17 protein-coding genes are annotated in these 26,018 nt (G+C 66.2%); 13 read left to right on the top strand and 4 right to left on the bottom strand.

Going from position 1 to position 26,018, the window contains the following annotated elements; translation table 11 throughout:
- The first annotated feature begins 157 nt into the window (after positions 1–157).
- The 10 genes from GPJ75_RS19580 to GPJ75_RS19535 all read left to right on the top strand — a co-directional run bounded on the left by GPJ75_RS19580 (position 158) and on the right by GPJ75_RS19535 (position 11,268).
- On the top strand, positions 158–2,053 hold the full coding sequence (locus tag GPJ75_RS19580; protein WP_163270437.1) for an extracellular solute-binding protein: 1,896 nt from the start codon (positions 158–160) through the stop codon (positions 2,051–2,053).
- Between the two features lie 5 nt (positions 2,054–2,058).
- The gene (locus GPJ75_RS19575) at positions 2,059–3,933 is read left to right on the top strand and encodes an extracellular solute-binding protein (RefSeq protein ID WP_163270436.1); all 1,875 of its coding nucleotides are present in this window, start codon (positions 2,059–2,061) and stop codon (positions 3,931–3,933) included.
- Positions 3,934–3,984: 51 nt separating this feature from the next.
- Positions 3,985–5,091: a microcin C ABC transporter permease YejB gene (locus GPJ75_RS19570; RefSeq protein WP_163270435.1), complete on the top strand. Its 1,107-nt coding sequence runs from the start codon at positions 3,985–3,987 to the stop codon at positions 5,089–5,091.
- On the top strand, positions 5,092–6,243 hold the full coding sequence (locus GPJ75_RS19565) for an ABC transporter permease (RefSeq protein ID WP_163270434.1): 1,152 nt from the start codon (positions 5,092–5,094) through the stop codon (positions 6,241–6,243).
- A 49-nt stretch (positions 6,244–6,292) separates the two neighbouring features.
- Positions 6,293–6,541, top strand: coding sequence for a type II toxin-antitoxin system VapB family antitoxin (locus tag GPJ75_RS19560; protein WP_159588383.1), 249 nt, complete (start codon positions 6,293–6,295; stop codon positions 6,539–6,541).
- Positions 6,523–6,930, top strand: coding sequence for a type II toxin-antitoxin system VapC family toxin (locus GPJ75_RS19555; protein WP_205602587.1), 408 nt, complete (start codon positions 6,523–6,525; stop codon positions 6,928–6,930). The genes GPJ75_RS19560 and GPJ75_RS19555 overlap by 19 nt, the downstream gene beginning before the upstream one ends.
- Complete coding sequence (locus GPJ75_RS19550) at positions 6,927–8,555, top strand: ABC transporter ATP-binding protein (protein WP_163270433.1); 1,629 nt, start codon at positions 6,927–6,929, stop codon at positions 8,553–8,555. Before GPJ75_RS19555 ends, GPJ75_RS19550 begins: the two co-directional genes overlap by 4 nt.
- A gap of 52 nt (positions 8,556–8,607) precedes the next feature.
- A complete protein-coding gene (locus GPJ75_RS19545) occupies positions 8,608–9,522 on the top strand; it encodes a 2-hydroxyacid dehydrogenase (RefSeq protein WP_163270884.1) in 915 nt (304 codons plus the stop codon).
- Positions 9,523–9,635: 113 nt separating this feature from the next.
- Positions 9,636–10,562, top strand: coding sequence for an ROK family protein (locus tag GPJ75_RS19540; protein ID WP_163270432.1), 927 nt, complete (start codon positions 9,636–9,638; stop codon positions 10,560–10,562).
- A complete protein-coding gene (locus tag GPJ75_RS19535; protein WP_205602586.1) occupies positions 10,543–11,268 on the top strand; it encodes a copper homeostasis protein CutC in 726 nt (241 codons plus the stop codon). Before GPJ75_RS19540 ends, GPJ75_RS19535 begins: the two co-directional genes overlap by 20 nt.
- Before the next feature lie 34 nt (positions 11,269–11,302).
- Here the strand turns inward: GPJ75_RS19535 and GPJ75_RS19530 are convergent, their stop codons facing one another.
- Positions 11,303–13,105: an IlvD/Edd family dehydratase gene (locus GPJ75_RS19530; RefSeq protein ID WP_163270431.1), complete on the bottom strand. Its 1,803-nt coding sequence runs from the start codon at positions 13,103–13,105 to the stop codon at positions 11,303–11,305.
- A 128-nt stretch (positions 13,106–13,233) separates the two neighbouring features.
- Between GPJ75_RS19530 and GPJ75_RS19525 the strand changes: the two genes are divergently transcribed.
- A complete protein-coding gene (locus GPJ75_RS19525) occupies positions 13,234–13,707 on the top strand; it encodes an SRPBCC family protein (RefSeq protein WP_163270430.1) in 474 nt (157 codons plus the stop codon).
- A 70-nt stretch (positions 13,708–13,777) separates the two neighbouring features.
- On the opposite strand, the gene GPJ75_RS19520 is transcribed toward GPJ75_RS19525, so the two are convergent.
- From GPJ75_RS19520 to GPJ75_RS19510, 3 genes are all read right to left on the bottom strand, one after another.
- Positions 13,778–14,941: an Mrp/NBP35 family ATP-binding protein gene (locus GPJ75_RS19520; RefSeq protein WP_163270429.1), complete on the bottom strand. Its 1,164-nt coding sequence runs from the start codon at positions 14,939–14,941 to the stop codon at positions 13,778–13,780.
- A gap of 79 nt (positions 14,942–15,020) precedes the next feature.
- Positions 15,021–15,644 carry a LysE family translocator gene (locus GPJ75_RS19515; protein ID WP_246249139.1) on the bottom strand — a complete coding sequence of 208 codons (624 nt, stop codon included), beginning with the start codon at positions 15,642–15,644 and terminating at the stop codon, positions 15,021–15,023.
- 92 nt (positions 15,645–15,736) lie between these two features.
- Positions 15,737–18,112 (bottom strand): S8 family peptidase, encoded by a 2,376-nt coding sequence (locus tag GPJ75_RS19510; RefSeq protein ID WP_163270427.1) that lies wholly within the window; start codon positions 18,110–18,112, stop codon positions 15,737–15,739.
- Positions 18,113–18,340: 228 nt separating this feature from the next.
- Between GPJ75_RS19510 and GPJ75_RS19505 the strand changes: the two genes are divergently transcribed.
- Both GPJ75_RS19505 and pbpC read left to right on the top strand, forming a co-directional pair.
- On the top strand, positions 18,341–23,806 hold the full coding sequence (locus GPJ75_RS19505; protein ID WP_163270418.1) for an alpha-2-macroglobulin family protein: 5,466 nt from the start codon (positions 18,341–18,343) through the stop codon (positions 23,804–23,806).
- Between the two features lie 32 nt (positions 23,807–23,838).
- On the top strand, positions 23,839–25,911 hold the full coding sequence (gene pbpC, locus GPJ75_RS19500; protein WP_163270416.1) for a penicillin-binding protein 1C: 2,073 nt from the start codon (positions 23,839–23,841) through the stop codon (positions 25,909–25,911).
- The last annotated feature ends 107 nt before the right edge of the window (positions 25,912–26,018 follow it).

The raw sequence follows: 26,018 nt of genomic DNA, 5'->3' as shown, positions 1-26,018 counted from the left end.
CCCACAAGCTATTAATCTGGTGGGGCGATTTGTCCTGACAGATGGGTACCATCTGTCAGGATCGCACCACTAGGCCCATTCGGCCCGGTCCCATTTGCCTTCGGCGCCGGATGAATTAGTTTCCAGAAAAAGGGCAGCCAAGCGGAGGCGAGCGAGGATGCAGGCGTTGCACGGATCGACGAGGGGCGGCAGGAAGGTGGCAGGTCTGCTGGCCGGCGTGACGGCCGCGCTTCTGATCGCAAGCGTTTCGGCCGGCGCGCAGGAATGGCGCACATCCTCGTCGCTCATCGATCCGGAGGTCGAAACCAAACCTTTCGAACGCTACGACTACGTGAACCCGGACGCACCGAAGGGCGGGACGCTGAATTCCGCCGTCTTCGGCACCTTCGACAGCTTCAACCCGTTCATCGTGCGCGGCACGCCGGCCGCGGGGCTCACCTTTTTCGGTGGCATCCTCTGGGAAACGTTGATGCAGCAATCCCCGGACGAACCCTCTACCAGCCATCCGCTGATCGCCGAAGCCTTCAAATATCCCGAAGACTATTCCTCCGCCACCTATCGCCTGGACCCGGATGCGCACTGGCATGACGGCGAACCCATCACCGCCGAGGATGTCGTCTGGTCGCTCGACGTCTTGAAGGAGATCAGCCCCCAGCACAACCGCTACTTCGCCAACGTCACCGAGGCGGTGGCGCTTTCGGATCACGAGGTGGAGTTCCGCTTCGACCAGGCCGGCAACCGCGAGCTGCCGCACATCATGGGCGACCTGCCGGTGCTGCCGAAGCATTGGTGGGAGGGCACCGACGCCAGGGGCAGACAGCGCAATATCAGAGAGCCGACGCTGGAGCCGCCGCTCGGCAGCGGCCCCTACCGCATCAAGAGCTTCGACCCAGGCTCCGAGATCGTCTGGGAGCGGGTGGAGGACTATTGGGGCGCCGACCTGCCGGTCAGTATCGGCCGCAACAATTTCGACCTGCAACGCTACACCTACTTCCAGGACGACAACGCCGAGTTCCTGGCCTTCCAGAAGGGCGGTACCGAGGACATCCGCCGCGAGGTCAGCACGCGGCGCTGGGTGCAGAACTACGATTTTCCGGCGGTCGAAGCCGGAGATGTCGTCAAACGTGAGTTCGAAAGCGCCAGCATCGAGGCCATGCAGGCCTTCGTCTTCAATATGCGCGAACCTCGCTTCCAAGACCGGCGGGTGCGTGAGGCGCTGACGCTCGCCTACAATTTCGAGGAGCAGAACCGCACGCATTTCTTCGGCCTCAACAAGCGCTTCAGCAGCTACTTCGAAAAGTCGGAGCTGGCGGCGACGGGCCTGCCCGAGGGCCGTGAGCTGGAAATCCTGGAGGAGTTCCGCGAAGCCCTCCCGCCCGATCTCTTCACCGAGGAGTTCAAGCTGCCGGTCTACACCCCGCGGACGGAACGCGAGTATCTGCGCGAGGCCGTCCGCCTCTTCGGCGAAGCGGGATGGGAGATCCGCGACGGCCGGATGGTGAACAAGGAGACGGGCCGGCAGTTCACGATCGAGTTCCTCGGCGGCTCGCCCACCGCCGAAATCATCACCAGTGGCATCATCCCCAATCTGCGGAAGATCGGCATCGCCGCCACCTTGCGCATCGTCGACACCTCGCAATATATCCAGCGCCTCCAGAACTTCGATTTCGACGCGACGACCGGCCGCTTCGCCCAGACCAACTCGCCCGGCAACGAACAGCGCGACTATTGGAGCTCCGAGGCAGCCGACATTCCCGGCTCGCGCAATATGGGCGGCATCAAGGACCCGGTGGTCGACGCGCTGGTCGACAAGATCATATACGCCGAGGATCGTGAGGAGCTGGTGGCGCTCACGCGGGCGCTCGACCGGGTGCTTCTGTGGAACTACTACATGGTGCCGCAATATTATCAGCCGACCATGCGCTTCGCCTACTGGAACAAGTTCGGCATTCCCGAGGAGCAGCCGGACTATATCGGCGTGGACATCGATTCCTGGTGGATCGATCCGGAGCGGGAGAGAGCGCTGGCCGCCAAGTACAGGAGCCAGAACTGACGCATATGCATTTCCCCAGGTCTTCGCGTCGCCAATTCCTGACGTTCACGGGCGCGGCGATCGCTGCACCGCTCCTTGGCCGCCCGGCTTTCGCGCTGACAGCGACGGAGGTGCCGCTCCACGGGCTGTCGGCCTTCGGCGATCTCAAATATCCGGCCGACTTCACCCATTTCGACTATGCGAGCCCGCAGGCGCCCACGGGGGGCACGTTCAATTTCCAGCCCGGCTACTGGTACTACAATCAGAACGTTCTCACCTTCAACACGCTGAACAGCTTCGTTAGAACGGGCGATGCGCCGCCGCGCATGGAGATGTGCTTCGACGCGCTGATGGTGAGTGCCTGGGACGAGCCGGACGCTCTCTACGGCCTCCTTGCCGAAAGCATCACGCTTTCGGCCGACCGCAACAGCTTCACCTTCAAGCTCCGGCCCGAGGCGCGCTTCCATGACGGCTCGCCGCTCACGGCGGAGGATGTGGCGTTCAGCTACAATCTGTTGAAGGAGAAGGGGCATCCGCAGCTAGCCCTGCCGCTTGCCGAGATGGTGTCGGCGCAAGCGGCGGGAGAGCACGAGTTCCGCCTCGTCTTCTCCGGAGAGCAGTCCGAACGGACGATCCTCGACGTCGTGGGGTATCCCATCTTCTCCAAGGCCTCCCTCGAAGGCAAGGCTTTCGACAGCTCGGAGCTCGAGCCGCTCATGGGGTCCGGCCCCTACAAGGTGGGCCGCTTCTCCGCCGACCGCTACATCGAATACGACCGCGTCGAGGACTATTGGGCGCGGGAACTGCCGGTGAGCCGCGGCCTCCACCGTTTCGACCGCATCCGCATCGATTTCTTCCGCGACCGCAACGCGGCCTTCGAAGCCTTCAAGAAGGGCGAGGTGTTCTGGCGCGAGGAGTTCACCTCGCGCCTCTGGGCGACCGCCTACGATTTTCCGGCCCGGCGCAGCGGAAAAGTGGTCAAGCGGGAGTTTCCGGAAGAGCGCGTCGCCGACATGCAGGGTTGGGCTCTCAACCAGCGGCGCGCGCGCTTTCGCGACCCGCGCGTGCGCGAGGCCATCGAGCTGTGTTTCGATTTCGAGTGGACGAACCGGAACTTCTTTTACGGCCTCTACAAGCGCAGCGTATCGCCCTTCGAGAACACGGATTTCAAGGCCACAGGCGCACCCTCGCCCGAAGAGCTCGCTCTGCTCGAACAGTTTCGCGGTCAGATTCCCGAAGCCGCGCTCGGCGAAGCTGTGATCCCGCCCGTTTCGGACGGCTCGGGCCGGGACCGCAAGCTCTTGTCCGAGGCGCGTCGCCTTCTCACGGAGGCGGGCTGGCGCGCGCGGGGGCAGTTCCTGCAAAACGAGGACGGTGAGCGGCTCACGGTCGAATACATGGTCAGGGACCAGGTGTTCGTGCAGGTGACGACGCCTTTCATAGAAAATCTGCGCGCCATCGGGATCGATGCCTCGGTTCGTCTGCTCGATGCCGCCCAGTATCAGGCGCGAATGGCGAGCTTCGACTTCGACATGGTGGGCTTTCGTGTGTCGCTCGGGGCGACCCCCACGAGGGACGGGCTGGAGCTTGTCTTCCACTCCAAAGCGGCGAAGGTCGATGGCTCCCGAAACCTTCCGGGAACGGCCGACCCCGCTATCGACCACCTGGTGGAGCTTGCGGGTCGCGCGGCAAGCCGCGATGAGCTGATCGTTACCGTGCGGGCACTCGACCGGGTTCTTCGTGCCAGGCGCGACTGGATTCCCAACTGGTATTCGCCACATCACAGAACCGCCTATTGGGACATGTTCGACTTCAAGGAGCCGAAGCCCGATTACTTCTTCCCGGTGGAGGCGCTGTGGTGGTACGACGAGGAAAAGGCAAAGGCGATTGGCAAGGCATAGCAGCGGCGTGACAAGCATCCCGAAAAACACTTCACGCGAGGCAACCGCCTGATGGGCGCCTACATTCTTCGCCGTCTGCTGCTTATGATCCCGACGCTGTTCGGCATCATGGCCATCTCCTTCATCGTCGTGCAGTTCGCGCCGGGCGGGCCGATCGAGCAGATCATCGCCCAGGTGACGGGCCAGGGCGGCGGCGCCGACGCGCGGCTGGGCGCGGGCGGCGGCTCCGATCTCGGCGGGCAGAGCTTCGAGGCTTCCGGCGGGGAGGCGACCTCGCGCTATCGCGGCGCGCAGGGGCTGGACCCGGAGTTCATCGCCCAGTTGGAGCGGCAGTTCGGCTTCGACAAGCCGGCGCATGAGCGCTTCTTCCTCATGCTGTGGAACTATACCCGCTTCGATTTCGGCGAGAGCTATTTCCGCGACATATCGGTGGTCGACCTCATCATCGAGAAGATGCCCGTCTCCATCTCGCTCGGCATCTGGATCACCCTCATTTCCTACGGCATCTCCATCCCGCTCGGCATCCGCAAGGCGGTGAAGGACGGCTCCACCTTCGATATGTGGACCAGCGGCGTGGTGATCATCGCCTACGCCATCCCCAGCTTCCTTTTCGCCATCATGCTGATGGTGCTGTTCGCCGGCGGCTCTTTTTTCGACTGGTTCCCGCTGCGCGGGCTAACATCGGACAACTGGGCCGAGCTTTCCTGGCCGGCGCGCATCCTCGACTATTTCTGGCACCTCGCCCTGCCGCTGACCGCGCTCGTGCTGTCGGCTTTCGCCACCACCACGCTTTTGACCAAGAACTCCTTCCTCGACGAGATCCGCAAGCAGTATGTGATCACCGCGCGGGCAAAGGGGCTCGGCGAGCGGCAGGTGCTCTACGGTCACGTCTTCCGCAACGCCATGCTCATCATCGTCGCCGGCTTTCCCGGCGCCTTCATTTCCTCCTTCTTCACAGGTGCGCTCCTGATCGAGAGCATCTTTTCGCTCGACGGGCTGGGGCTGCTCGGCTTCCGCTCGGTCATCGACCGGGACTATCCGGTGGTTTTCGCCACGCTCTACATCTTCTCGCTCATGGGCCTCGTCATCAGCCTTATATCCGACATCACCTACACGCTCATCGATCCGCGCATCGATTTCGAGCGGAGGGACGTGTAGATGCCGGCGGTACACGCGAAAACAGAAGCCGGGCGCGTGGGCCTGCCCGCCCGCCGGCCGTGGCTCTCGCCCATCAACCAGCGGCGCTGGCAGAACTTCAAGGCCAACAGGCGCGGCTACTGGTCGCTGTGGATCTTCCTCGTGCTCTTCGTTCTGTCGCTGCTCGCGGAGTTCATCGCCAACGACAAGCCGATCCTCGTCTCCTACAAGGGCGAGATCCTTTATCCGGTGCTGGTCGACTATCCGGAGGAGATGTTCGGCGGCTTCCTTGCCGTAACCGACTACCGCGACCCCTTCATCCAGGAGGAGATCAAGGCCAATGGCTGGATGCTGTGGCCGCCGGTGCGCTATTCCTACCGCACGGTGAACAGCGAAATCCCTGAAGCCGCACCGGCGAAGCCGTCCTGGCTCTATACCGAGGAGGAGCGTTGCCAACGCTACGAGCTGGGCGTCGACGATCCCCGCTGCACCGTCGGCAACTGGAACTGGCTGGGAACCGACGACCAGGCGCGCGACGTCCTTGCGCGCGTCATCTACGGCTTCCGTATCTCCGTCCTCTTCGGCCTCGTGCTGACGGCCGCTTCCGCCGTGATCGGCGTATCCGCCGGCGCCGTGCAGGGTTATTTCGGCGGCTGGACCGACCTTCTCTTCCAGCGCTTCATCGAGATATGGTCGTCCATCCCCGTTCTCTACCTCATCCTCATCATCGCCGCCGTGCTGCCACCGGGCTTCTGGATCCTGCTCGGCATCATGCTCCTGTTCTCCTGGGTGGCTTTCGTCGGCGTGGTGCGGGCGGAATTCCTGCGCGCGCGCAATTTCGAATATGTGAGCGCCGCCCGCGCGCTGGGCGTGCCCAACCGCACCATTATGTTCCGCCACCTGCTCCCCAATGCAATGGTGGCGACACTCACCTTCCTGCCGTTCATCCTCAACGGCTCGATCACCACGCTCACCTCGCTGGATTTCCTGGGCTTCGGCCTGCCGCCCGGCTCGCCGTCGCTCGGCGAGCTCCTGCGCCAGGGCCAGCGCAACCTCGATTCGCCCTGGCTCGGCATCACCGGCTTCCTGAGCCTCTCCATCATGCTGTCGCTCTTGATCTTCATAGGCGAAGCCGTGCGGGATGCGTTCGATCCGCGGAAGACGTTCAAATGAAGCACCGGCCATGGTATAAAGTGGGGCATTTTCTACCTTGGAGGCTCCAATGGGTATGAACATCAAGAGCGAAAAGGTCCAGCATCTGGCGCGACAGCTTGCTAAGGAAACGGGTCAGAGCATGACCGCAGCGGTCGAGAGGGCGCTTGAAGCCGAATTGGCTCGGCTGCATCGGGAGCGGGATGTCGCGGAACGAAAGCGGCGGATTAGGGAAATACTCGATTCTCTTCCCCCGCCGCCGCCCGGCGTAACCAGCGACCATTCCGATCTTTATGACGAATGGGGCCTGCCCAAGTGATCGTCGACGCCTCGGCAATCCTGGCCATCCTGCTCAAGGAGCCTGAAGAGGGTCGCTTTGCCGACCTTTTGGCGGAAGCGAAGGAGAGGGCCTCGCTCTCGCCCGTCAACTATCTCGAAGTCGCTCTTCGCGTCGACCGGGGCGATATGCCCGAGGCTTCGCAGAAGCTGGACGAAATATTGCATCGAATGAACGTCGAGATCGCCGACCTGACCCCCGAGCAAACCCTCCTCGCCCGCGAGGCCTATCGCAAATACGGCAAAGGCAATCACAAGGCGAAGCTCAATCTCGGCGACTGCTTCGCCTATGCGCTCGCGAAAGCGCGGGGCGAGTCGCTGCTGTTCAAGGGCAATGATTTCTCGCATACGGACGTGGAGCCCGCCCTTTGACCTCCCCCCTCCTCTCCATCCGCGATCTGTCCGTCGCCTTCGCCCAGGGCGAGGAGGAGACGCTTGCCGTCGACCGGGTGTCCTTCGACATCGGCCGTGGGGAGACGGTGGCGCTGGTTGGCGAGTCCGGGTCGGGCAAGTCCGTCACCGCCCTTTCGGTGTTGAAGCTCCTCCCCTATCCGGCCGCTAGCCATCCCTCGGGCGAAATTCTTTACGGCGGGCGCGACCTTCTGGCGGGCGACGAGGCGGAACTGCGCCGGGTGCGCGGCAACGAGATCACCATGATCTTCCAGGAGCCGATGACCTCGCTCAACCCGCTGCACACGATCGAGAAGCAGATCGGCGAAATCCTCAAGCTGCACCGCGGCATGGGCGACAGGCAGGCGAAGGAGCGCACGCTTGAGCTGCTCCACCAGGTCGGGATCCAGGAGCCGGAAAAGCGGCTCGATGCCTTCCCGCACCAGCTTTCCGGTGGCCAGCGCCAGCGCGTGATGATCGCGATGGCGCTCGCCAACGAACCGGACCTCCTGATCGCCGACGAGCCGACGACGGCGCTCGACGTCACCGTCCAGGCGCAGATACTGGAGCTCCTGGCGAAGCTTCGGCGCGATAACGACATGTCGATGCTGTTCATCACCCACGACCTCGGCATCGTGCGCAAGGTGGCGGACCGCGTGTGCGTGATGACCGGCGGCAAGATCGTCGAGAGCGGGCCGACGGAGGAGATTTTCTCCAATCCGCAGCACGCCTATACGCGCCATCTTCTGGCTGCAGAGCCAAAGGGCGAACCTCCCCAGGCGAACCTCGCTGCGGAGAAGGTGATCCAGGGCGACGGCATCAAGGTCTGGTTCCCGATCAAGAAAGGCCTCCTCAGGCGCACGGTCGACCATGTGAAGGGCGTCGACGGCGTCGACGTGACTGTGCGGGCAGGGCAGACGCTGGGCGTGGTGGGGGAGTCCGGGTCGGGCAAGACGACGCTGGGACTGGCGCTCTCGCGCATGATCTCCTCGGATGGGGAAATCCGCTTCTCCGGCGACCGCATCGACAAAAGGTCGTTTCGCGAGATGCGGCCCCTCCGGCACCAGATGCAGATCGTCTTTCAGGACCCTTACGGCAGCTTGAGCCCGCGCATGTCGGTCGCCGAGATCATCCAGGAGGGGCTGCGCATTCACGAGCCGCAGCTTTCCGCTGAAGAGCGGGACCGGATGGTGGTGGAGGTGCTCCAGGAGGTAGGGCTCGATCCGGAAGCGCGGTTCCGCTACCCGCACGAATTCTCCGGCGGCCAGCGGCAAAGGATCGCCATCGCCCGGGCCATGGTCTTGAAGCCCCGCTTCGTCATGCTGGACGAGCCGACGTCGGCGCTCGACATGAGCGTGCAGGCGCAGGTGGTGGACCTGCTGCGCGACCTGCAGAAGCGGCACGAATTGGCCTACCTCTTCATCAGCCACGACCTCAAGGTGGTGCGGGCGCTCGCCAACGAGGTGATTGTGATGCGCGCCGGCAAGGTGGTGGAGTCGGGTACCGCGGACCAGATATTCCACGCGCCGAAGACGGATTATACGAAGGCGCTGATCGCCGCGGCCTTCGAGATCGCCGCCGTTCCCGGCGGCGTGGTGAGCGAATAGCCGGGAGGACGTCGTGAGCATAAAGAAGGCCGGCGGCCGCGTTCTCCTTTCCATGACGGGCATGCACCCGCAGCGCTGGTACGAGCTTCTGTCGCGGGAGCGCGATGTCGTGCTGGAGCCGGAGGGGCTCGAGGATCCGGGAATAGACTATGCGGTCGTTTGGAAGCAGCCGCCCGGCCTCTTGAAGCGGCTGCCGAACCTGAAAGTCATCTTCTCCATCGGCGCCGGTGTGGACCATATCCTTGCCGATCCGGAATTGCCGGACGTGCCGATCGTGCGCGTGGTGGCGGATAACCTGACGCAGCACATGGTCGAATATGTCGCCTGGCGCGTGCTCGACCACCACCGGCAGGACATGCTTTATCGCGCGCAGCAGCGGGACAGGATCTGGCACGAGCCGCCGCAGCCGCCGGCAGAGGCCGTGTCAGTGGGGATCATGGGGCTGGGCGCGCTCGGGCAGGCGGCGGCGAAGGCGCTTCACGCCCTCGGCTTCTCCATCAACGGCTGGAGCCGGCGGGAACACCGGATGGAGGGGGTGAGGAGCTTTTCCGGCGAGGCAGGGCTGACGCCGTTCCTGAACGCCACGGATATTCTCGTGGTGCTGTTGCCGCTGACACCGGCGACCGAGGGTATCATCGACTATTCGGTGCTCGAACGGCTGAGGAGCGACGGGCCGCTCGGGGGGCCGTGTCTCATAAATGCCGGTCGTGGCCGGCTGCAGCGCGAGGCGGATATTTTGCGCGCGCTCGACGACGGGACGCTGAAGGAGGCGAGCCTCGACGTGTTCGAGCGCGAGCCGCTGGCGCGGAAGAGCCCGCTCTGGGCGCACCCTCGCGTCTTCGTGACGCCGCACGCGGCGGCCACCTCCGACCCGGCGCATCTGGTGCAGCCGATGCTCGCCCAGATGACCGCCTTCGAGTGGGGAGAGAAGCTTAAGAACCTGGTGGATCGCAAAGCGGGGTACTGAGCGGCGGCGGTCCGGTATTATGTTTCGGCAGCGCCCCGCAGCCGCTATTGAAACACCGCCGGCGCGGCGCGATTCGCCGGAGATCGTCGAAAAGCAATACGGAAAGATCTGAAATGCTCATCGCCTTCGATATCGGCGGGACGACAATCAAGGGGGCGGTCGTGCATTCCCTCGATCACATCGAGCCGGTGCGTCGGATGCCTACGCCGACACGGGATTTCGAGGCCTTCGTCGCCAGCTTGAAGAGCGTGATTGCGGCGGCCGGGGGAAGGCCCGATTGCATCGCCATCTCCATCGCCGGCGTCATCGACCCGGACACCCACGCCGCCATCTGCGCCAACATCCCCTGCATCCACGGGCGCCGGCTTGAAGCCGATCTGCAGCGGGAACTGGGCCTGCCCGTGATCGTCGCCAACGATGCCGACTGCTTCACGATGGCCGAGGCGGCGGTCGGCGCCGGGCGGGGGCACAACATCGTCTTCGGCGCCATTCTCGGCACCGGCGTGGGCGGCGGGCTGGTGGCCCGCGGGCAACTCGTCAACACCGAAGGCGGGTTTGCCGGCGAGTGGGGGCATGGGCCGGTGGCCGCCGCCTTTGCCGGCAATCCGCCGGTTGCCATTCCAGCCTTCAAGTGCGGCTGCGGGCAGGAAGGCTGCATCGACACGGTGGGCGGCGCGCGCGGCATGGAGCGTCTGCACAGGCTGCTGCATGACCAGGAGCTGGCCTCGGAGGATATCGTCGCCGCATGGGAAAAGGGCGACGCGCAGGCGGCGCGGACGGTCGACGTCTTCGTCGATCTCCTGAGCGGGCCGCTCGCCATGGTGGTCAACGTCACCGGCGCCACCATCGTGCCGGTCGGCGGCGGGCTTGCCAATGCGCAGGCGCTGCTTTCCGAGATCGACATGGCGGTGCGCAAGCGCATCCTGCGCCGCTTCGACCGCCCGCTGGTGGTTCGCGGCGCCTGCCGTGTCGAGCCGGGCCTGATGGGCGCGGCGCTCCTGGGGTTCAAGAAGGTGGAGCGTGAGCGGCATCCTGCTTGAAGTCTGTGTCGATGATCCTTCGGGCATGGCGGCGGCCATTGCCGGCGGGGCGGATCGCATCGAACTGTGCAGCGCGCTGGACCTCGGCGGCCTGACGCCGCCCGCTGGTTCCATGGCGGGCGTCGCCTCGCCCGTTCCCGTCTACGCGATGATCCGGCCGCGGGCGGGGGATTTCGTCTATACTGAGGAAGAGCTCGATGTCATGGCGCGGGACATCGAAGCGGCACGGCAGGCGGGGCTTGCCGGGGTCGTCCTCGGTGCCGGCAAGCGGGACGGAAGCCTCGATTACCGCGCATTGAAAAGGCTGGCTGAAATCTCAGGCGGGCTGGGCACCACGCTGCACCGGGTCTTCGATCTGGTTCCAGACCGGGCGGAGGCCGTCGAGATGGCGGTCGAACTCGGTTTCGAGCGCATCTTGACGTCCGGCGGGGCGCCGACCGCGGCGGAAGGCGTGGAGGCACTAGAAGAGACGATCGCCGCCGCGGCAGGCCGCATATCGATCATGCCGGGCGCGGGGATCAACGTCGAGACGATCGGCAGGCTGTTGCCGAGACTGCCGGTCGGTGAGGTCCATGCCTCGTGTTCGACGGTCGAACCGGTTTCCGATGCCCGACTCGTCTCGCTCGGCTTTTCATCGGCAAAGCGCCGTCGCACGGACGCAGCGCTCGTGCGGGCGCTGAAGGAGCGGGTCTCCGCGGCTGGGTAACACCGCAGGGAAAGGGCGTGGCTCGCTCGCCGTCTTAGTGATTATCGCGCGGGATGCCCTTTTCCTGCGCGATGCGGCGATAAGCCGTCGCCGGCTTGAGCACCATGCCTTCGGCCAATTGGTCCACCATGGCCCGCTGGATCTCCTGCCAGGGCGTCTGGTGGTCCGGGAAGGCGTAGCCGCCGGCCGCCGCCAGCGCGGTGCGCCGGGTGGCCAGCTCCTCATCGCTCAACAGCATGTCGGCGCTGCCCTTGTTGAGATCGATGCGAATCCGGTCGCCCGTCTTCAAGAGCGCCAGGCCGCCGCCGACCGCCGCCTCCGGAGAGGCGTTGAGGATCGAGGGGGAGGCCGAGGTTCCCGACTGGCGGCCGTCGCCGATGCAGGGGAGCGCGTGGACGCCCTTCTTGATGAGGTAGTCCGGCGGGCGCATGTTGACCACCTCCGCCGCGCCCGGATAGCCGACGGGCCCGGTGCCGCGCATGACGAGGATAGAATGCTCGTCGATGGCGAGCGCGGGATCGTCGATGCGGTCGTGATAGTCCTCCGGGCCGTCGAAGACGACTGCCTTGCCCTCGAAGGCGAGGGGATCGTCCGGGTTCGCCAGGTAGCGCGCGCGGAACTCCTCCGAGATCACGCTGGTTTTCATGATGGCGCTGTCGAAGAGATTGCCCTTCAGGTTGATGAAGCCGGCGTTGGGCTTGAGAGGGTCCGACACCGGACGAATGACCTTGCCGTCGAGATTTTCCGCATCGCGGCAGTTCTCTCCAAAGGTGCGGCCGTTCACCGTCTTGGCGTCCGGGTGCGGCAGCAGACCCGCCTCTATCAGCTCCGCCACCACGGCCGGCACGCCGCCGGCGCGGTGAAAATCCTCGCCCAGATACTCGCCCGCCGGCTGCATGTTGACGAGAAGCGGAACGTGATGGCCAACCTTCTGCCAGTCGTCGTTGTCGAGCGGCACGCCCAGATGCCGGGCGACGGCGTTCAGGTGGATCGGCGCATTGGTGGAGCCGCCGAGAGCCGAGTTGACGGCGATGGCATTCTCGAAGGCCTCGCGCGTCATGATGTCGGAAGGCTTCAGGTCCTCGTGCACCATCTCGACGATGCGCCGCCCGGTCTCATAGGCCATCTGGCCGCGTTCACGATAGGGCGCGGGGATCGCCGCGGAGCCGGGAAGCTGCATGCCGAGCGCCTCGGCCAGCGAGTTCATGGTGGAGGCCGTGCCCATCGTGTTGCAGAAGCCTACCGACGGCGCGGAAGACGCCGCCAGATCCATGAACTCGTCGTAGTCGATCTCGCCTGCGGCGAGCCGTTCGCGCGCCTCCCAGACGATGGTGCCGGAGCCGGTGCGTTTGCCGCGGTGCCAGCCGTTGAGCATCGGGCCGACGGAGAACGCGATCGCCGGGATGTTCACCGTGGCCGCGGCCATGAGCAGCGCCGGCGTGGTCTTGTCGCAGCCGATGGTCAGCACCACGCCGTCGAGCGGATAGCCGTAAAGCGCCTCCACCAGCGACAGGTAGGCAAGGTTGCGGTCGAGCGAGGCTGTCGGCCGCTTGCCCGTCTCCTGGATCGGGTGGCAGGGAAACTCGAAAGGAATGCCGCCGGCGGCCTCGATGCCGGCCCGCACGCGCTTGGCAAGCTCGACATGATGCCGGTTGCAGGGCGAAAGGTCGGAGCCGGTCTGGGCAATGCCGATCATCGGCTTGCCCGATTGCAGCTCTCCGCGCGTCAGGCCGTAATTCAGATAGCGCTCGATGTAGAGCGCGGTCATGCCTGGATTGTCCGGATTGTCGAACCATTGTTGCGAACGAAGCCGGGTCTTGCGGCTGCCTTGGGTCATGATCGAAAGCCTCTACGGGTTGCCGGGCTCACGGATATTGCATCCCGGGTCGGGCGGCAAGAGCGCCGGATGGACAAGAGCCGCCGGCTGCGCTAGCCAAGGATGACACCCAACCGGAGGGACCAGCCATGGCCATGATCATCGAGGGCGAGGAGCGGATCGAAGCGCCGGTGGAGACCGTGTGGCGGGCGTTGAACGATCCCGACGTTCTGAAGGACTGCATTCCCGGATGCGAGGAACTGGAGAAGAGTTCGGACACCGAATTCGCCGCTACCGTCTCGCTCAAGATCGGCCCGATCAAGGCGCGCTTCAACGGCGCGGTGGAACTCACAAACCTCAACCCGCCCCATTCCTATACCATCTCCGGCGAGGGGAAGGGCGGCGTTGCCGGTTTTGCCAAGGGCGGCGCCGACGTCTCGCTCAAGGAGGACGGCCTGGACGCCACCATCCTCACCTATCAGGCCAAGGCCGATGTCGGCGGCAAGATGGCCCAACTCGGCAGCCGGCTGATCCAGTCCACCTCGAAGAAGCTGGCTGGCCAGTTCTTCTCCAACTTCAACGCGCGCGTCAGCGGCTCGGAGGAGGAAGCGCAGAGCGCGTGAAGGACGCTTGGCGCCGTTCATACTAGTGGATCGGTAGCCCAGCCGGGCACGTTGTGGGCCAGGCCTTCCCCTACTCGAACACGATAGCCGGCGCCTCGCCGGCCGCCTCGCGCTCCCGCTTCATCTCTTCCAGCACCTTTTCCGCCACGGCGCGGTAGATCTTCGCCTGCGCCCCGTCGGGGTTCGAGACGACCACCGGCGTGCCGGCGTCCGACGTCTCGCGCACATCCATGGTCAGCGGAACCTCGCCCAGGAACGGCACGCCCAGCCGCTCGGCTTCGTTCTTCGCGCCGCCATGGCCGAAGATGTCGTAGCGCTTGCCGGTGTCGGGGGCGATGAAGTAGCTCATGTTCTCGACGATGCCGAGCACCGGCACGTCGACCCGGCGGAACATGTTGAGCCCCTTGCGGGCGTCGATGAGAGCAAGGTCCTGCGGTGTCGAGACGATGACGGCGCCGGCCAGCGGCACCTGCTGGGCCATGGTGAGCTGGGCATCGCCCGTGCCGGGCGGCATGTCGACCACCAGGATGTCGAGCGCCCCCCAGGCGACGTCGCGCAGCATCTGGCGCAGCGCCGACATGACCATCGGCCCGCGCCAGATCATCGGCGTCTCCTCTTCGACGAGGAAGCCTATGGACATGACCTCGAGCCCGTAGGCCTGCATCGGCTTGAGTGTCTTGCCGTCCACCATCTCCGGCTTGCCCCTGAGCCCCAGAAGGCGGGGCATGGAGGGGCCGTAGATGTCGGCATCCAGAATGCCCACCTTCAGCCCCAGGGCACTCAGACCCAGCGCCAGGTTGACGGCGGTGGTGGACTTGCCGACGCCGCCCTTGCCGCTTGCCACGGCGATAATGGCTTCGATCCCCGGCACACCGGCCTTCGCCGGCTGCTGCCCTTGCGGAGGCGCGGGGCCTCTTTGCGGCTGCGGGCGGGGCGGCTGTGGCCGAGGCGTCGGCTGCGGTGTCGCGCCCATGCCCCCGCCCTGTTTTTCCGCCGTCAGTGCCACCATGGCGCCTGCAACGCCGGGGATGGATTTCACCGCGTTCTCGGCCGCCTGGCGCATGGGCTCCAGCTCCCGAGCACGCTCGGCGGGAACCGTGATGGAGAAGAAGACCTTGCCGTCGGCAATGAAGATCTCCGACACCAGGCCGCGCGAGACGATATCGCCCTCAAGGTCCGGCCCCTTGATGGCGCTGAGCTTGTCGATGACGGCTTGACGGGTGACGGCGCTCATTGCGGCTCACTTCTTTTCGCGTATGCCTGCCAGATAGTGATGTTTCGCGGAAATACCAAGCGCGCCGTCAGCCGAAGGGTCAAACGGTCACAGGATTGCGGCTGTCGGCGAGGATGCGGCCGCCGATTGCCACGAAGCACACGCCCGCGATGCGCTCCACCCAATGCCGCGCATCGGAAAACCGGCTGAGGACGAGCCGCGACGACATGAAGAGGCTGACGAGCGAATACCAGGCAAGCGCGCTCAGGACGACGAGGACGACCATGGCGACAAGCGCCCACGCCGGCGTCTGAGCGGTGATCGAGGTCGCGAAAACGCTGGCAAAAAGCACGATCGCCTTGGGGTTCGTCAAGGTGACGAGGAACCCGAAGATGAGCGGGCTGCGCCCGGCACGGCCCTGCGCCTGGTCCACCGCCAGCTCCTGCGGCTTTGCAAGAACCAGCCGGATGCCGAGATAGATGAGGTAGCAGCCGCCGAGAACGCGGATCGCCCAGGCGAGCCACTGAAACTCCATCAGGATCGCCGATAGCCCCAAAAGGCTCAGCGTGGCGTAGAGGCCGAGGCAGACGGAAACGCCCACCGTCGTCTTCAATCCCGCGAGCGTGCCGCCGGTCATCGACGAGCGGACCACGGCCACGAAATCCGGCCCCGGCAGCACCAGCGCGGGGATGAAGATGGCAAAAACGCTTATGAGGACAAGCACTGCAACTCCTTCCGGTGCATGCAGACCGCGCATGCAATCAAAAAAAGCACGGTGGCGGACGACATGCAACAACGCGCGCCGGTGCAGGCGATCTAGAATTTCTTCTTCAATCCCAGCGAGACAGAGAGCACCGGATCGGGGTCGCTGCCGGCCATGAAGTCGGTATTGAGGCCGAACAGCACGTCGAAGTCGCGCTCGGTGCGGTTGCGGTAGACAAAGCCCAGGCGCAGCGGCAGATCCGATTTCGCAAGGTCGACACCGATCTCTTCATACTGGATGGTGCCGTCCAAATCGCGGCCGACCGGCAGACTGAAATCAGCTTTGCCGGCCACGGTCTTGGGCCGCACGCCCGCATAAAGGTCGAGCGTGTCGTGCCCGGTTGCGACGCCGCGTCGGCGCGCCGAAAGGCCGCCGCTGGCATAGGCGAAGGCGCCGTAGTCGACCAGCGCCGAGGGGTCGTCCCCCACAAAGCCGCTGCCGAACTCGGCATAGGCGCCGACCGACCAGGCGGACGATAGTGCCTTGCTGACGCTGAAGCCGACCGCCACGTTGCCGGTGTCTTCCGCCGGCAGGAAAGGTCCGCTTGCCGTATAGCCGAAAAAGCGGTTGGCGCTATGGCCGAAGGAGAAGGAAAGCTCCGTGGCGAAGTTCTCGCGCGCCGTCAGGCGCGACAGGGAGAAGGCCGTGTTGCCGGCGCTTTCCGTCTGCTCCATATGGCCGGCAAGCTGCAGAAACCGGCCGTCGCCGAGCGGAAAGAGGCGTGAAAACGCGGTGTCGCCGCCGAGATTGGCGTGCGTCTGTGAGAAGAACAGCTTCGGCACCGCCGCGCTCTCCAGCGCCGGAACGGAGATGGAGCCGGTGGTCTCCAGGAAGGCGAAGCTTGCCGCCACCTGATCGATATTGCGGGCGAGCTGGCCCGCATCCGCTTGTCCGGAGGATAGGCCGCCATCGGCACCGTTGGCGCCGAGTGCCTTGCCGGAGAGGTAAAAATCCGTCCCCAGGGCATCGACGACCATGATGTCGCGCTTGCCCATTGCCTTGGCGACGGCGTTGCCGACAACGGGCCCGCCCGTGGCGATGCCGCCGTCGAGGCTGGTGCGCCTACCGGAAAAGACATTATTGCCGGTGGCGATGGACACGCCGCCCACCGCCTCAAGCGCCGCCTTCATGTCGGGAACGCCGTGGCCGTAAAGGTCGGAGTAGGAGCGGGTGACGCCGCCCGCGAAGGGGGTGCTGCCGGAAATCGAATTCTGAAATCCGGCCCAGTTCCTCTGTGCCGTCACCAAAAGGCGGGTCGTCACTTCCTCGGGTGAAAGATTGGGGAAAGCCTGGCTGATGAGGGCGATCTGGCCGGAGACCTGCGGTGCGGCGAGGGAGGTTCCCGTCGCTACGGTGTAGGCCGCGTCGGGATCGCCGTCAGGATCGCTGGCGGCACTCGGCCACGGCACGTAGGCCGTGCCGTCGCTGGTCAGGCAGAACTCGGCAGCGGAGCCGCAGGGCGCCGATAGAAGGTCGGCGTCGAGGATGCTGCCGTCGCTTTCATCGATTGTGAAACGGGCGTTGCTGACGGTAAGCCATGCCCCCTCGAGCTCCGGCACGAACCGGGGAAGGGCGGCGAGGGTGGAGGCGTCGCCGAGCGTCTCGTCGTTGGAGTTGGCGAAGACGATGACGCCTGTTTCCTGGAAATCGCTGTAGGCGTCGAACAGGCTCTGGTAGTCCGCCTCCAGGTCCGAACTGCCATCGGCGGCATATTCGGCAAAGCTGTCCGCACCGGAAGCCTCGAAGGCGGCCAGCGTCTCGTCGGCGGCGGTCTCCGACTCAAAGCCCCAGGAGTTGTTCTGCACCACGGCACCGCGTGCCGCAGCGTCACGGGTGGCCCCGGTCAAGTGCTCCAGAAAGGTGCCGTTGTTATTCGCAACTTCCCATGACGTCAGATGCAGGTCGGCCTCCGGGGCCACGCCCATCATCTCGTCACCGTCCGCGTTCCCCGCCGCGACGCCGGCGACGGCCGTGCCGTGATCCATCACCGCAAAGGACGGTATGTTGCCGCGGTAGATGTGGATCGTCTTGCCGGCCAATTCCTGATGCGTCGTGCGGAATCCGTCGTCCACCACGGCGATCAGGGTACCCTTGCCGCGCAACCTGGTGCCGTCGGCAAGCTTGGCCGTGTGCGCATGGTGGATGTTCTGCAGGGCGTAGTTGGATGTGCCCGTGCAACCGGGATTGGTGCTGCCACTGCAGGAGGGATCGATCCCGTTGAACTCGGCTCCCGCTGCATAGGCCTCCGCAGCCACCTCGTCCATTTCCGGATAGCTGGAGGAGGCGGGCGTCTGCTCCTCCTCCGGTGGTGCGGACTCGGGTGGCGTGGAACCGCCGCCATTGCCACCGTCGCCACTACCTCCGCCCCCGCAGCTCGCAACCAGCAGGCACGCCGCGCCGGCGAGCAGCCGCAGTGCCGAATCCTTCATCACCCTCTGGATTGCCTTTCCCCTTGAAGAGCGGTCCCCCGGACGGCCGCACATTGAATTCAAGCCACATCCGACTGCTTCGATGCTTATGCAAGGAGGATTACGGGTGCGTTGATGGTTTGCCAAGGCTTTTACGGAATGAATGCACAGACGCCCTCCTGTTGACAGACCTTCACGAAACTGGACGAATATCACGGGGACGATAGCGGCTGCGCCTGGAGGGATGCGATGTGCACGTTACGCGGGCTCTTTTTGATCGTTTTTGCTCTTTTCGCGCTGACGGTCCCCACCGCCGCGCAGGATGCCAGGCGCATCGTCACCACCGAGAACAGCGACTATTTCGGTTTCGATCTGCGCACCGAGCAGAACGTCTCGCTGGACCAGTGCGAGAGCGCCTGTCTCGGCGACCCGCAATGCCGGGCCTTCACCTACAATACGCGCGCCCGCTGGTGCTTCCTGAAGTCGGATTTCAACGTCTTGAACACCTTTGAAGGCGCGGTCGCCGGCAAGGTGGTGACCGCCGGTGCCGAACCCGATATCGGCGCCCCGCCCGAGCTGCGCTTCGTGCCGGGCCATGTCCTGCAGGAAGCCGAGCAATATAAAAACGCGCTGCTACGCAGCGCTGGTCAGGGCGATGCCGGTTTTGTCGCGCTCACCACCGCCGCGGCTGAGGCTTACGTCCGCGGCGACGCGAACCGCGCGATGCGCGACTATACCGCCGCCATCGCCGTCGAGCCTGAAAACGCTACCCTGTGGACCGGGCTTGCCCAGGCAGCGACGAACGCCACGCCCTCAGGCCAGCAGACCGTCTACCAGCTGCAGCGCGCCGCCACCGGTGCCGCCGTGACCGCCTATCGGCTGTCGCGTACGAGGCTGGAGCGCGCCGACGCACTGGCCGCGCTGGCCGCCGCGCTGGAACTGCGCAGTCTCTTCCGGCCGGCCATCAGCGCCTACGAGGCGAGCCTTGCGCTTCACTCCTCGGCAAGCGTGCAGGCACGCTATGCCGATCTAAAGCGCCGCAAGGGCTTCCGCGTTGTCGATCACTCGGTCGATGCCGACAGCGCCACGCCGCGCGTCTGTGTCCAGTTCTCCGAGGAACTGGTCAAGAGCGGCGTCGACTACGCGCAGTACGTGGCCGTCGACAATGCGCCCGCCGCGGCCATCAACCAGAGCGACAAGGAGCTCTGCGTCACCGGCTTGAAGCACGGCGAGCAATACCGCATCGTCATCCGTCAGGGCCTGCCGGCGGTCATCGGCGAGGTGATCGCCGAGCCGGTGCCGCTGGAAATCTACATTCGCGACCGCGCCCCCGCCCTGCGCTTCACCGGCGACAATTTCGTGCTGCCGTCGAGTGCCCGGCGCGGCATCCCCATGGTCTCGGTCAACGCGTCGAGTGCCGAGCTTTCGCTCTACCGGGTGGGCGATCGTGCCTTGGCACGGCTCATGACGGAATCGACGTTCCTCGAGCAACTCAACGACTACGAGATCGACGAGGTCGCCAGCGACATGGGCGAGCCCATCTGGCAAGGCAGGGTCGACATCGCCTCCGATTTGAACAAGGACGTCGTCACCAGCATCCCCATCGACGAGGCGGTTCCGGAGCGCAAGCCCGGCATCTATATGCTGACCGCCATTCCCGAGGGCGACACCAGCGAGAGCTGGGACAGCCGCGCCACCCAATGGTTCCTGATATCGGATATCGGCCTGTCCACCTTCGCCGGCGAGAACGGGCTTTCCGTCTTCGCCCGCTCGCTGGCCACAGCCAGGCCGATGGCCGGCCTCAAGCTGACGCTCATCGCGCGCAACAACGAGGTGCTCGGGGAGGCGGCGACGGACGGTGACGGCCACGCCCGCTTCGCACCGGGCACCGTGCGCGGCGACGCCGGCCTTGCGCCGGCCGCCCTCATCGCCGAGGGCGGCGAAGAGGATTTCGTCTTCCTCGACATGACGCGCGGCGGCTTCGATCTGTCGGACCGCGGCGTTGCCGGCCGGCCGGCGCCCGGCCCGCTCGACGTCTTCGCCTGGACCGAGCGCGGCATCTATCGCGCCGGCGAGACAGTGCATACGGCAGCGCTGGCCCGCGACCCATCCGCCGAGGCGGTGGACGACCTGCCCCTGACGTTCATCTTCCAGCGCCCTGACGGCGTGGAGGACCGCCGCATCGTCTCTCAAGGGGCCAAGCTTGGCGGCCACGCCGTCGATCTGGTGCTGCCTGAAAACGCCATGCGCGGTACATGGTCCCTGCGCGTTCACGCCGACCCCAAGGAGGCGCCGATCGCCGAAAAGATGTTCCTGGTGGAAGACTTCGTCCCGGACCGCACCGAATTCGACCTTTCAAGCGCCGCGGACACCGTTGCCATAGGCTCGTCCACCGAGATCACCCTTGAAGGCCGCTATCTCTACGGCGCGCCGGCCGCCGGTTTGGCGCTCGAAGGCCAGTTGACGGTGAGCCCGACGCGCGAATGGGCGCGCTTCCCCGGCTATGTCTTCGGTCTTGAGGACGAGGAGGGCGTGGAGGCCACGCGCGTGCCGCTTGCCGGGCTCCCGGACACCGATGCCGACGGCAAGGCAGTCTTCGACGTTTCCGTCGACAGCGCGCCTTCCACCACGCAGCGTCTGACGGCCAACGTCAGCATGCGGATGCGCGAGGCCGGCGGCCGCGCCGTCGAGCGCTCGCTCGATATCGGCATCGAGCCGGAAACCGCCGTCATCGGCCTGAGGCCCGAATTCTCCGGCGGCCGCGTGCCGGAAGGCGGCACGGCAAGTTTCCGTGTCATCGCCGCCGATCCCTCGGGTGGGCGCATCGCCATGCCGGGGCTGAAGTGGTCGCTGCTGCGCGTCGAGCGGCACTACCAGTGGTACCGCAACGGCAGCTCCTGGAGCTACGAGCCGATCGACACCACGAGCCTCGTGCAGGAGGGCACCGTCGACGCCGCGCCCGGTACCGAGCCGCAGATCAGCGTTTCCGCCGACTGGGGCCGCTATCGGCTCGAGGTCGAAAGCGCGGAACCTGGCGGCCCCATCTCCAGCGTCGAGTTCGACGCCGGCTGGTACGTCGAGGCAAGCTCGACGGAAACGCCCGACGGCCTGGAAATCGCCCTCGACCGCGAGACCTACGCGCCCGGCGACACGGCGCGGCTGAAGATTTCGCCACGCTTTGCCGGCGAGGCGCTGGTCACGCTCGGCGCGGAAAGCCTGCAGCGCACCTTCACCGTCAGCGTTCCCGAGGAAGGCACGACCGTCGACATCCCCGTGACCGAAGATCTGGGCGCCGGCACCTATGTGACGGCGACCCTGTTCCGGCCGGGCGAGACTACGGAAAACCGCCTGCCCATGCGCGCCATCGGCGTCCGCTGGCTGAAGGTCGATCCGGACGCCCGCTCGCTCGCCGTCGATCTCGACGTTCCCGACAAGGCGCAGCCCAACGGCAGGCTTGCCATCCCCGTTTCCCTCGGCGGGCTTGCCGCCGGCGAGGAAGCCTATGTCACCGTCGCCGCGGTCGACGTCGGCATCCTCAATCTCACCCGCTACGAGGCGCCCGACCCGGCCGGCTGGTATTTCGGCCAGCGCATGCTGGGGCTCGAGATGCGCGACATTTTCGGCCGGCTGATCGACGGATCGCTGGGTGCAACCGGCCGGCTGCGCACCGGCGGCGACGCCGGCGGCATGACGTCGACCGGCAGTCCGCCGACGGAGGAACTGATCGCCTTCTTCTCCGGCATCGTGCGGCTCGACGATGAGGGAAAGGCCGAAATCGGCTTCGACATTCCCCAGTTCAACGGCACCGTGCGCGTCATGGCCGTCGCCTGGTCGAAGAGTGCGGTCGGCGGTGCATCGAAGGATGTCGTCATCCGCGATCCTGTCGTCGTGACGACAAGCCAGCCGCGCTTCCTCGCGCCCGGCGACGAGGCGCGGATGCTGGTCGAAATAGCCAACACCGACGGTCCTGGGGGCGACTACACGCTGTCGATCTCGGCCGACGGCGCGGTTGCCGTCGACACGGGTTCGGCTCCGGCAAGCCTCGATCTGGCCGCCGGCGGCAGGACGAGCCTGTCGCTGCCACTCTCTGCGCGGGAGGCGGGCACCGGCAGTATCGCCGTTTCGCTCGCCCACGAGTCCGGCCTGACGGTGGAAAAATCCGTCAGCCTGCCGGTGAGGCCCGGGGTGGTGCCGGTGGCCACCCGGCGCACGGTGACGCTCGCCGCCGATGGCGGCAGCCTGAAGATCGATGGCGGGCTGCTCGCGGACAGCTTCACGGACGGCGCATCCGTCACCGTCAACGTCTCGCAGGCCGAAGCTTTCGACATTCCCGCGCTTTTGATGTCGCTCGACCGCTATCCCTATGGCTGCGCCGAGCAGATCACCAGCCGGGCGCTGCCGCTGCTTTATGTCGGCGAATTGTCGAAGGCCGCCGGCCTCGATGACGATCCGGCCGTCGCCGGACGCATCGAAAAGGCCATCGCCCGGGTGCTCTCCTATCAGTCTTCCGCGGGCAGCTTCGGCCTGTGGAGCCCCGGCTCCGGCGACCTGTGGCTCGATTCCTACGTCACCGATTTCCTGACGCGGGCGAGCGAGCAGGGCTTTGCCGTGCCGGAGCAGGCCATGAATCAGGCCCTGCAGAACCTGCAGAACGCGCTCGCCTACGACACGGACGTCAAGTCCAACGGCGACAAGATCGCCTATGCGCTCTACGTGCTGGCGCGCAACCGCCAGGCCTCGGCAGGCGATCTGCGCTACTATGCCGATACCCGCATCGATGAGTTCGCAAGCCCCCTGGCGCGCGCCCAGATCGCCGCGGCACTGGCGCTCTATGGCGATGCGCAGCGGGCCGAGACCGCGTTCGGTTCTGCGTTCCGCCTGGCGCAATCGGCGACGGACGCCGACATGGCCCGCTCCGATTACGGCTCGCGCCTGCGTGACGGGGCGGCGATGCTGGCACTCGCCGCCGAAAGCCGCCCCGAGCCGACGCTGGTGCCGCAGATGGTCAGCCTCGTCTCCGGAATGCGTGAGAGCACCCGCTACATGAGCACGCAAGACGAGGCGTGGATGCTCTTGGCCGCCCGGGCCTTGGGAGAGGCGAGCGAGGACATCGCGCTGACGGTCGACGGCGCGCCGCACGAGGGCGCCTTCGCGCGCCGGCTTTCCGGCGAGGAGGTGGCCGAGACCCCCTTCACCATCGCCAATGCGGGTGCCGAGCCGGTCGACGCGGTGCTGACCACAGTAGCCGCGCCCCGGCAGCCCCTGCCGGCCGGCGGCGAAGGCTTCACCATCGAGCGCACCTACTACAGCCTCGACGGTACGGCGGTGAACGTTTCGCAGGTGAGCCAGAACGAGCGCTACGTCGTCGTTCTGGAGGTTACCGAGGCCAATGCCTGGCCCTCGCGCGTGCTGGTCTCCGACCTGTTGCCGGCCGGCTTCGAGATCGACAATCCGCGCCTCGTCGACAGCGCGCAGCTCGACAATTTCGGATGGCTGGGCGAGACCGACGCTGTGCACACCGAGTTCCGCGACGACCGCTTCATCGCCGCCTTCGACCGCACCGGCGACGACGACCGCGACTTCAGGCTTGCCTATGTCGTGCGTGCGGTGACGCCGGGCACCTACACCCATCCGGCGGCCAGCGTCGAGGACATGTACCGGCCGCGGCTTTCCGCGCGCACGGCAACCGGTCTCATGGAGATCGCGGACAACTGACCGTGGACCGGAAACGCAAATGGTTTGTCTGGATGAGGCGCACTGCCCTGGGCGCCGCCGCCTTGCTCGTCACGCTCGCCATCGGCGTTTTCGCGCTCGACCGTCTGGACAAGGCCTATCCGCCGCCGCTTGCCGATGCCGCTCCACTCTCGCCTGAGGTTGTCGACCGCGACGGTGCGCTTCTGCGCGTCTATGCGGCGGCGGATGGCCGCTGGCGCCTTCAAGCAGACGTCGACACGCTCGACCCGCAGTTCCTCGAAATGCTGGTCGCCTATGAGGACCGGCGCTTCTGGTCGCATTCCGGCGTCGATCCCCTGGCGCTTGCCCGCGCCGCCTTTCAGCTTGCCGCAAACGGCCGCATCGTTTCGGGCGGTTCGACCCTTTCCATGCAGCTCGCCCGCCTGGTCGAGCCGCGGGGAGAGCGCAGCTTCGCCGCCAAGTTCCGCCAGATCGCCCGCGCCCTGCAGATCGAGCGCCGCCTCTCCAAGGGCGAGATCCTCGAGCGCTATCTGACCCTGGCGCCCTATGGCGGCAATCTGGAAGGCGTGCGCGCGGCGAGCCTCGCCTGGTTCGGCAAGGAGCCGCACAAGCTCAGCCTGTCCGAGGCCGCTCTGCTCGTCGCCCTGCCGCAGTCGCCCGAGGCGCGGCGTCCCGACCGTCACCCGCAAGCCGCGAAAGCCGCGCGCGACCGGGTGCTCGCCCGCATGGCCAAGGGAGGCGTGATCGCCGAAGGCGAGGTGACGCGCGCCGCGCATGCCGCAATCGCCGCCGAACGCCGGCCGATGCCCGCCTATGCCGCGCATCTGGCCGATGCCGCCAGGCGCGCCGACCCCGAAAAGCGCCGGCATCGGCTCCTCCTCGACCGCGGCGTTCAAGCCAGGCTGGAAGCGGTGGCCCGCGAGGCGGCCCGGCGCCAAGGCGCCCGCGTCTCGGTCGCCATGATCCTGGCCGACGCCCGCACCGGGGCGGTGCTGGCCCGTGTCGGCTCGGCCGGCTATTTCAACGCCGCCCGCGCCGGCTGGATCGATATGAGCGTCGTCCAGCGCTCGCCCGGCTCGACCCTTAAGCCCCTCATCTACGGCCTCGCCTTCGAGGAAGGGCTGGTCATGCAGGAAACGATGATCGAGGATCGTCCGGGCAATTTTTCCGGCTATCGGCCGAAGAACTTCGACATGGAATACCAGGGCGACGTCACGGTGCGCGAGGCGCTGCAGATGTCGCTCAACGTGCCGGCAATCCGCCTGCTCGACGCCGTCGGCCCGGCCCGCCTGATGGCGCGGATGCGGCGCGCCGGTGTCCACCCCGTCTTGCCGCCCGGCGAGGCGCCGGGGCTGGCCATCGGCCTCGGCGGCGCCGGGCTGACGCTGGAAGGGCTGGTGCAGCTTTATGCCGGGCTCGCCAACCGCGGCAAGGTGCGGCCGCTGCGCTATGCCGCCGGCTCCGAGGCCCCGCCCGACCCGGCGACGGTGCTGACCCGGCAGGCCACATGGCAGATCGCCGATATGCTCGCCGGTGTCGTCCCGCCCGGAGGCGCGCCGCGCCTCGGCATCGCCTATAAGACCGGCACCTCCTACGGCTACCGCGATGCCTGGGCCGTCGGCTACGATGGCCGCCACGTGCTCGGTGTGTGGGTGGGCCGCCCCGACGGCGGCTCGGTGCCCGGCCTGACCGGGTATCTTGCCGCTGCGCCCATCCTGTTCGAGGCCTTCTCCCGCTCCGGTGTCGGGCTGACGCCGCTGCCGCGCGCGCCGGCGGGCGCCGTGCGTCTTGCCGCCCAGGACCTGCCTTTCTCGCTACGCCGCTTTGCGTCCTCCGGCCGGGCGGCGGTTGCGGGCGCGCCGACCGAGCCGGCACCGGAGATCGCCTTTCCGCCCGAGGGAGCGCGCGTCGATCTCGGCCTTTCGCAAGGCGCCCGCGCAATGCCGCTGGCGCTCAAGATCAACGGCGGGCGGGCGCCATTCCGATGGCTCGCCAACGGCGAGCCGTTGCCCGAAACCCACCGCCGCCGCACCGCCTCCTGGACGCCCGACGGGCGCGGCTCCTCCACCCTCACGGTGATCGATGCCGCCGGCCGCAGCGCCAGCGTGCGTGTGGTCCTGGAGTAAGGGTTGGCGTCCTGTTCAACGCGCCGCCATGATCGCCGGACTCCACCCCAACGCGCATTTCTCCACGGCACCGATAGCCCCTGTCACCAAACCTTCAAACCACCCGG

It is taken from the genome of Chelativorans alearensis (assembly GCF_010993735.1).
GTDB lineage: Bacteria > Pseudomonadota > Alphaproteobacteria > Rhizobiales > Rhizobiaceae > Chelativorans > Chelativorans alearense.
Note: the sequence above shows the minus strand (reverse complement) of the source record. Positions and strands in the feature narration are given on the sequence as shown.

Coding starts and splice junctions, on each gene's coding strand:
- GPJ75_RS19510 (WP_163270427.1), bottom strand. CDS start 18,112: ATGAAGGATTCGGCACTGCGGCTGCTCGCCGGCGCGGCGTGCCTGCTG.
- GPJ75_RS19520 (WP_163270429.1), bottom strand. CDS start 14,941: ATGAGCGCCGTCACCCGTCAAGCCGTCATCGACAAGCTCAGCGCCATC.
- GPJ75_RS19565 (WP_163270434.1), top strand. CDS start 5,092: ATGCCGGCGGTACACGCGAAAACAGAAGCCGGGCGCGTGGGCCTGCCC.
- GPJ75_RS19555 (WP_205602587.1), top strand. CDS start 6,523: ATGGGGCCTGCCCAAGTGATCGTCGACGCCTCGGCAATCCTGGCCATC.
- GPJ75_RS19545 (WP_163270884.1), top strand. CDS start 8,608: ATGACGGGCATGCACCCGCAGCGCTGGTACGAGCTTCTGTCGCGGGAG.
- GPJ75_RS19540 (WP_163270432.1), top strand. CDS start 9,636: ATGCTCATCGCCTTCGATATCGGCGGGACGACAATCAAGGGGGCGGTC.
- GPJ75_RS19505 (WP_163270418.1), top strand. CDS start 18,341: ATGTGCACGTTACGCGGGCTCTTTTTGATCGTTTTTGCTCTTTTCGCG.
- GPJ75_RS19560 (WP_159588383.1), top strand. CDS start 6,293: ATGGGTATGAACATCAAGAGCGAAAAGGTCCAGCATCTGGCGCGACAG.
- pbpC (WP_163270416.1), top strand. CDS start 23,839: ATGAGGCGCACTGCCCTGGGCGCCGCCGCCTTGCTCGTCACGCTCGCC.
- GPJ75_RS19575 (WP_163270436.1), top strand. CDS start 2,059: ATGCATTTCCCCAGGTCTTCGCGTCGCCAATTCCTGACGTTCACGGGC.
- GPJ75_RS19570 (WP_163270435.1), top strand. CDS start 3,985: ATGGGCGCCTACATTCTTCGCCGTCTGCTGCTTATGATCCCGACGCTG.
- GPJ75_RS19580 (WP_163270437.1), top strand. CDS start 158: ATGCAGGCGTTGCACGGATCGACGAGGGGCGGCAGGAAGGTGGCAGGT.
- GPJ75_RS19525 (WP_163270430.1), top strand. CDS start 13,234: ATGGCCATGATCATCGAGGGCGAGGAGCGGATCGAAGCGCCGGTGGAG.
- GPJ75_RS19530 (WP_163270431.1), bottom strand. CDS start 13,105: ATGACCCAAGGCAGCCGCAAGACCCGGCTTCGTTCGCAACAATGGTTC.